Genomic DNA, 6923 nt, shown 5'->3' on the forward strand with positions numbered 1-6923 from the left:
ACCTTGGTAGTTAATCACTGCCACCATTGTCGCTTCACTCAAGTCTTGCTTGAGCGTGGCGACGATCGCTTGTTTGTTTGCTAGGGTTCTCCCCATAAAATGCTTACCTCTCGATCGATCGAGTTTTGGGTGTGAACGGGGACGACAACAGGCATAAAATTAACCCCGACACTAGGTGCCGAGGTATTCATTCAGTCGCTCGTCGCGCTAGTATGCCTACTAGCGATCGAGCATGTCTGTTTGCGTTAACCTCGGCAGGGAAATTAAGCTATGCGCTCCTGCTGTCTGTGGTTGGCTATTAAGTTTTGGTTAACGCAATTTTTCAGTCGCGGCTGAACCTCAATCCTTTAGTACAATCTGGTTTTACGGTCGAACCGTAAATAAGCCTTGTATATCATATCACGACTCGATCGATTTGAGCAAGTGCCAAAATTGGGGCTAAGGTTTTCGATAGCTAGTAACGCGCAAAATCAACTTACCATTTTGGGGATTGCGGCTAAACAAAAATACGCCTTCCTCAGCTTCTCCTCCGGCTAAGAAATCAAATTGCTGTTCGCCCGTTTCTTCAATATCGCGATCGATCTGCAATTGGGCAGTTATGCGAACGGCATCAGCCGTCTCTCCGCCCTTATTTGTGAGGGTAAAGGGTACATAAAAACTGCCCTCAGCTTGACGGATCTTACCGCTCTGAACGATCGCTAACACTGGGGGTCGATCTCCAACTTTCACCCAACCATAAACTACTAATCCCACAATCCCAGCCACAATGCTCGATGCGATGCCAAAAGTCACCCATTCAGCCACAGATCGCTGTTGGTTTTGTTCGGGTTGGCTCATACCACGATCCGTCCCGCAGCACCACCAATCGTAGCTGGCAATCCTAGCACGATCGTGTGGCTCAACCATACCGTCCACGGATCTTCAAAACTGAGTTGATGGAAAAACCACAGCATTAATAATCCAGCCGTTAATGAAATAATATAAGCTACCAAAGTTTCATCGATCGGTCGATGAAATAGACCTTTTTGTTGGTAACGATTAGCTTGGTTTGTTAAACCAGCTACAAATACAATCCCGTAGGAAATTAGTAAAGAAACTGCGATCGTCGCTAGTAGCCAAGGAGGTGTCATGGCTGACGCCAACATGGGTACCTCTTGCGTCGGTGCGATTGTGAAGGCAATAAACAGAGCACCGATCGCAGTTGCGCCCACATCGGTAAGGGTGGCATTAATTGCTGCGGTTTTAGACTGTGGAGATGCAGATTGTGGTGCATTATTACCTCGTTCGCGATCGCCACTTAAAAATGAATTAGCAACAGCCACCCCCAGCGAAAATGGCACGCTTTCAAAAATAATTTTGCCGACGGCTTCATTAATTGATGTCGCAAGATCGATTTGGCGTAGTAAAACCAAAAGTAGGGCAGTACATACAAATCCTATTGCTAAAGTTTCAATACTATCCATCAAGGCATCGCGTATTTTAGTATCGACCGTTCCGCGAAATCCTTCAGTCCGAATTAGTAAGAAGACAACGACAAAGTTAGTAAGTAACGCGATTAGCATTGGCAAAGGTTCGGCGTAAGAACCAATCCACCAAACTTCCATCGTGTACAGTAATGGAATTCCAAACAAAAAACCACTTGAGGCTCCTCGGATCGCGTCCCTAATTTCTCTCTTAAAAGCTTGTCGAGCAGAATTAGATGGCGTATGTCTGTTACGGCTTTTTATCATCGGCTGCCAATACTTTTTTCGATTGTCAACAGAACGCTTCAATAATTAATAATTAATAATTATTAATTATTGAACCTATTCGAGCAAAACCCGCAATTTACTCTCCAGTTACTGATAATCCCTCGACCCAGATGCGCGGACAAACACCACTATTTGTCAGCTCCTCTTTGGGTTCGACATACACGATCGAATTTAATAACTCGCGGAAGTCTCCAGCAACTGTTGCTGCTTCAATACTGGTCTTGACACCCCGATCGACTACCCAACCGTCAAAAGGTAAAGAGAACGAACCTTGTAATGATTGTACGCCCGCATGGAGGGCAGAGAGGTCATCGATCAGGATGACATTTTCGGCTGTATCGAGGTTGTAGCGATCGTCTGCTGTTTCGCCGCCAGACACATGGTAAAAGTGGGGAGAAACGGTAATTTTCGACCCCATATTCGCGTGTCCGGTTGGTGCGGTATTCATCCGTTTGGCAGTTCCCGCGCTGTGGATGAATGCTGACAGCACACCTTTATCGATTAAGTTAAGTCGGCGGGTTGGCGTACCTTCCCCGTCGAAGGTTTCAATCCCGATATTGCTAGGATGCAGGGCGTCATCAGCGACAGATAATAAGGGTGAAGCAATCTGAGTGCCCAGAGATTCTGGCGTCGATAAGCTCTGATTGTCCAGAATATTTTGGGCGTTAAATAAATTTGAGAAGGCACCCATGAGACTTAAAAAAGCTTCGGGTGAAAAGACGATCGTATATTTCCCCGATGGTACTTTTTGGTAGTCGAGATGACTGATTGTTTTTTCGGCAGCTTCATCAATACACTTTTGAACGTCTAATTTAGCAAAACTATGACTGAGTTCAAAGGCTCCCGCGCTGCGAGGCTTTTTGCCTTCTTGTTCGGTTTTGGTGTATAAGTACAGTGAAGTATAAGAACGCGAATCGCTGCGTACCGCCCCATCACTATTAAGATAAAATTGGTCTACAGATTGCTGAGACAGTCCATTGTAGGGTACACTTTCGATCGCTTTATGTTTCGCTAGTAATTTTTGTTCGGCATCGATTAAGCTCTCGATTAGTTGCGGTACTGTCGCAGTTTTACCCACTTCAATCTGGACATCGGCAATTGGCGCAGTTGCTTCTGGACTAAAGTCAGGTGCGTGTTCTTTAATCCCAAAAAAGCTTGCTTCATAAGCACTCTTTAGCGCAAGTTCCAATCCAATATCATCGACATCAGTGGTACTAGTAATCCCAACGGTATTATCTTGATTCCAAACTCTAACGGTAATGCCCGATCGATTGGAAGCTTTGACTTGTTTTTGTTCGCCGCGATCGACCTGTACGCTGACGCTATCGGTAGTCGAGCCAGATAAATCGAATTTAGAAATGCCGAGTTTGGTGGCAATTTGACGAGCGGAGGCTGAGACTTGTTGAATATTTAAGGACATTGGAGATTATGAATTATGAGTTATTAATTTATGATTTCTGCCAAAATAGCATTATTGTTAAGCAGCAAATTCATATACTGGAGTTCGATCGAATCGAATCGGACTCTCGCGATCGAGGATAATTTCCTGGATGCGTTTTACGGTATTTGGTGCGAAAAATTGCGCCCCAGTATCTAAATCAACGCAGGCGGGTACGTTTTTGATTAGAAAAAACTCGCCATTGACTTCTAATGTGTATGTTACTTTTGTTTCTACTAAATCTTGAGTTCGTGTGTTACTCATCAATAATAGAAAAAATGTAGGGTGGCATTGCCCACATGGATTTTGACTTAATTCCGATGATTTGTATTAATAAATATGAGATATTAACTACTATCGAAATTGATGCAGTGGGCAATGTCCACCCTACATATCTACATATCTTGTAGGAGAAGGCGGGTTTGTTCTTCCATCATTTGTAATAACAAAAACTTTTAGCATAAACCCGCCCCTACAGATCCTAACGTCCGCCGACGGTAATCGAATCGACCTTAATATGTGGCTGTCCGACAGTTACATAAATACTGCCACTTACCGAACCACAAAAACCCGCCGCCAAACCTAAATCTGCCGAACACATCGAAATCTTATTCATGATTTCTTTGGCTTCACCAATGAGCGTCGCCCCCTTGAGTGGCTTGGTAATTTTGCCATTTTCGATCAGATAGGCTTCATCGACGGCGAAGTTAAACTGTCCGGTAGCACCGACGCTACCGCCACCCATTTTCTTACAATAGATGCCCTTCTCGATCGAGTTAAATAGATCGTCTACATGATGTTCGCCAGGAGCGATGTAGGTATTCCGCATCCGGCTGGCGGCGGCATACGCGTAGCTATTGCGGCGTCCGCTCCCCGTACGCGGATGCCCGGTGCGGATCGATCCGGCTCGATCGGCGATAAAATTCTTGAGGATGCCATTTTCGATCAATAGGGTGCGTTGGGCTGGCATTCCTTCATCGTCCATATCAATGGTGCCAAAAGCATTGCCAGATAAACCCTCATCCCACGCTGTCAGACTTTCATGAGCGATTTTTTGACCCTTCATATCGATAAAGGGAGTGGTGTTTTTTTCGATTTGGGTGGTTTCGAGCAAGTGTCCGCAGGCTTCATGGAAGATCACGCCGCCGAACTGGTTTGCCATGATAATCGGATAAGTCCCCGACTCTACATAGTCCGCATATAGCATCTTACCCGCCGACTCCGAGACATCCTCAGCCGTCGCGCCATAATCCCAACTAGTCAAAAATCCAGGATTACTAGTATCGCCTACCCGTTGACCGATCGACGATCGATTGGCACCATCGGCACATAATAAGTTGTAGCCGACCGATTGTGTCAGCCGAATATCGCGCGCAAATGTGCCATCGCTGGAAGCAACTAAGACTTCTTGCCAATCGCGGAAATAAGCCGCGCGGCGAGATTGAATGTGGGTGGCGGTTTGTTTGAGCTTGCCATTGGCTGCAAGTAGCACATCTGCCATCTCTTGCATCGAGCTACACTGTTTTAACCAAACGTCCTTACCCTTTTTGGTCGCATAGTCGCGCAATAGTTCGAGATTGATTTCAGGTACATAAGAATTGGGCGCAGGTAAATGCAGCGCCATAATCCCTAACGCCTTCTCTAAGGCAGACTTCAGCCCCGTGAAGGACAAGTCATTGGTACTGACATAACAATCAGCATGACCCTTAAATACGCGGACTCCCGCGCCTGTAGATAACCGAGGCGAGATACTCGTAATTTGGTCATCTTCTGCCAAACAACTAATATAATTCGATCGCTCTAAGAAAAACTCGACAAAATCGGCACCAGCCGCTCGCCCTAAACCTAGCAGTGTCGCTAATGGCGCTTCCCAGGTTTCATCGAACCGATTGGTCGTCGATGCGTAACTCAGATTTGGTAGTTGCTTGGATAACAAAAAAGTCTTGGGATCGATCGAAACAGTCATGCAGGCTTCTCCTGGGGTGCTGTTTCTATTGTAACTAACAAGGAGAGGTTGAGGGGATTGGGGAGACTGGGGGACTAGGGGACTAGGGGACTAGGGGACAGGGTGACTATTTCGGTTCTCTTTACCTTTTACCCTTTACCCTTTACCCTTTACCTCCTATGAACATTTATAACAATTTCAAGCGATCGATTAAAAAAATTACCATCATGCAGAGAGTATATTTATGCCTAACAGCAAGTAGATTCGATCGTTAATTATGTCTAGTGTCAAACTCGAACGCATCAGTCGTAAATTTGCGACCGCCGCCACTACGCCAGAGCAACGATTTATGGGAATTGATGATATTTCATTCGAGATTCCCGATGGCGAATTCTGGGTATTGGTCGGCCCGTCTGGATGTGGTAAATCTACTTTACTGCGAATTATTGCGGGCTTAGAGGCAGCCACCAGCGGCAACGTGTATATCGGCGAGCGATTGGTAAATCAGGTACCCGCCAGACAGAGAGATGTGGCGATGGTATTCCAAAATTATGCCCTCTATCCGCACATGACAGTTGCTGAAAATTTGGGATTTGGGATGCAAATGCGGGGGATCGATCGATCGACTATCGAGCGGCGCATCAAAGACGTTGCCAAATCGCTCCAAATAGACATGTTACTCGATCGCAAGCCCAAACAACTATCTGGCGGGCAACAGCAGCGCGTCGCCCTCGGTCGTGCCATCGCGAGATCTCCTCAAGTTTTCCTCTTAGACGAACCCCTGTCCAATCTCGATGCCGGATTGCGCGATAACACTCGCAGCGAACTTCAGCAACTGCACCAACAAGTCGGGATTACGACGATCTACGTTACCCATGATTGTACCGAAGCGATGACCCTAGCCGATCGAATTGTCGTACTCGATCGCGGCTACATCAAACAAATCGGTACCCCTCAAGAAATATACCATCATCCGCTCGATCGAATGGTCGCCACATTTATCGGTACGCCACCGATGAATATCATTCCGGCTATCTATCAAGATCGGTACTGGCAAATCGGCGATAGTCGCATTTCCTGCACTCCAGAATTAGCAGCAAAGCTCCAACTTCATCAAGGACAAGGCTTAGATCTGGGGATTCGCGCTGAATATCTGACTATCGACCCCGAGGCGACCGCAAATATCTTAACAGTAACCATCATCGGTGTCGAAACCCAAGGTCGAGAGACTCTTATCAAAGCTCAAATTAACGGTACGACAGTTGCGATTAATTTATTGGCTCCGCCGCAGTGGTTAGCACTAGCATCAAACACTCCCCGAGCGCAGATCGGTCAACAATTGACTCTCGGATTTTCACTGGAATGGTTATTTATCTTCGATCCGAGTACTGGGCGGCGACTATTTCCCGCTCTCCATTAAGTATTGATAAATAGGGAAATGATTGAGGATTACCATGTAGCAACCGCCACGGCGATGAGGACATCTTGACCATTACCGTAATACCCCCGACTTCTCTAAGAAGTCGGGGGTATGTCCTAGCAAGTGCGTTATTTGCTATATCTGGACAAAATAGCAAATAACACCCCAACGCAAAAACCCCCCTCACATTACTATGAGGGGGGTTTCGTCTCTTAAACTCTTAGATCGAACAGATATTAACCGTTGATGGCAGGAGCAGTCAAAGCAACAGGAGTAGCTTCACCAGCAGCTAAGTCCAGAGGGAAGTTGTGAGCGTTACGCTCGTGCATTACTTCCATCCCTAAGTTAGCGCGGTTGATGATGTCAGCC

6 protein-coding genes, 1 pseudogene and 1 other annotated feature are annotated in these 6923 nt (G+C 46.3%); of the genes and pseudogenes, 1 reads left to right on the forward strand and 6 read right to left on the reverse strand.

Going from position 1 to position 6923, the window contains the following annotated elements; genetic code table 11:
- Nucleotides 1-147 precede the first annotated feature (147 nt).
- Nucleotides 148-309: a sequence feature (ribosomal protein L10 leader region), on the reverse strand.
- A 129-nt stretch (nt 310-438) separates the two neighbouring features.
- The 5 genes from RMO52_RS20905 to RMO52_RS20925 form a co-directional block, all read right to left on the reverse strand.
- Entirely contained in the window at nt 439-837 is a 399-nt protein-coding gene (locus tag RMO52_RS20905; RefSeq protein ID WP_309743368.1) for a TIGR02588 family protein, read from the reverse strand.
- On the reverse strand, nt 834-1730 hold the full coding sequence (locus tag RMO52_RS20910; protein ID WP_396135069.1) for a TIGR02587 family membrane protein: 897 nt from the start codon (nt 1728-1730) through the stop codon (nt 834-836). The genes RMO52_RS20905 and RMO52_RS20910 overlap by 4 nt, the downstream gene beginning before the upstream one ends.
- A 97-nt stretch (nt 1731-1827) precedes the next feature.
- A complete protein-coding gene (locus RMO52_RS20915; protein ID WP_310418155.1) occupies nt 1828-3171 on the reverse strand; it encodes a TldD/PmbA family protein in 1344 nt (447 codons plus the stop codon).
- Nucleotides 3172-3228: 57 nt separating this feature from the next.
- On the reverse strand, nt 3229-3453 hold the full coding sequence (locus tag RMO52_RS20920; protein WP_309740740.1) for a hypothetical protein: 225 nt from the start codon (nt 3451-3453) through the stop codon (nt 3229-3231).
- A 217-nt stretch (nt 3454-3670) separates the two neighbouring features.
- A complete protein-coding gene (locus tag RMO52_RS20925; protein WP_310418158.1) occupies nt 3671-5155 on the reverse strand; it encodes a TldD/PmbA family protein in 1485 nt (494 codons plus the stop codon).
- A 256-nt stretch (nt 5156-5411) separates the two neighbouring features.
- Between RMO52_RS20925 and RMO52_RS20930 the strand changes: the two genes are divergently transcribed.
- Nucleotides 5412-6554: an ATP-binding cassette domain-containing protein gene (locus tag RMO52_RS20930; RefSeq protein WP_310418162.1), complete on the forward strand. Its 1143-nt coding sequence runs from the start codon at nt 5412-5414 to the stop codon at nt 6552-6554.
- Between the two features lie 236 nt (nt 6555-6790).
- Here the strand turns inward: RMO52_RS20930 and RMO52_RS20935 are convergent.
- A pseudogene (locus tag RMO52_RS20935) lies at nt 6791-6923 on the reverse strand (photosystem II q(b) protein); the annotation flags it as partial.

The organism is Chamaesiphon sp. OTE_8_metabat_110 (genome assembly GCF_031382685.1).
In the GTDB taxonomy this organism is placed as follows: Bacteria; Cyanobacteriota; Cyanobacteriia; order Cyanobacteriales; family Chamaesiphonaceae; genus Chamaesiphon.

What these genes read in the sequence shown, in the direction of transcription:
- RMO52_RS20910 (WP_396135069.1), bottom strand. Translation starts at nt 1,730, where the DNA reads ATGATAAAAAGCCGTAACAGACATACGCCATCTAATTCTGCTCGACAA.
- RMO52_RS20920 (WP_309740740.1), bottom strand. Translation starts at nt 3,453, where the DNA reads ATGAGTAACACACGAACTCAAGATTTAGTAGAAACAAAAGTAACATAC.
- RMO52_RS20930 (WP_310418162.1), top strand. Translation starts at nt 5,412, where the DNA reads ATGTCTAGTGTCAAACTCGAACGCATCAGTCGTAAATTTGCGACCGCC.
- RMO52_RS20905 (WP_309743368.1), bottom strand. Translation starts at nt 837, where the DNA reads ATGAGCCAACCCGAACAAAACCAACAGCGATCTGTGGCTGAATGGGTG.
- RMO52_RS20915 (WP_310418155.1), bottom strand. Translation starts at nt 3,171, where the DNA reads ATGTCCTTAAATATTCAACAAGTCTCAGCCTCCGCTCGTCAAATTGCC.
- RMO52_RS20925 (WP_310418158.1), bottom strand. Translation starts at nt 5,155, where the DNA reads ATGACTGTTTCGATCGATCCCAAGACTTTTTTGTTATCCAAGCAACTA.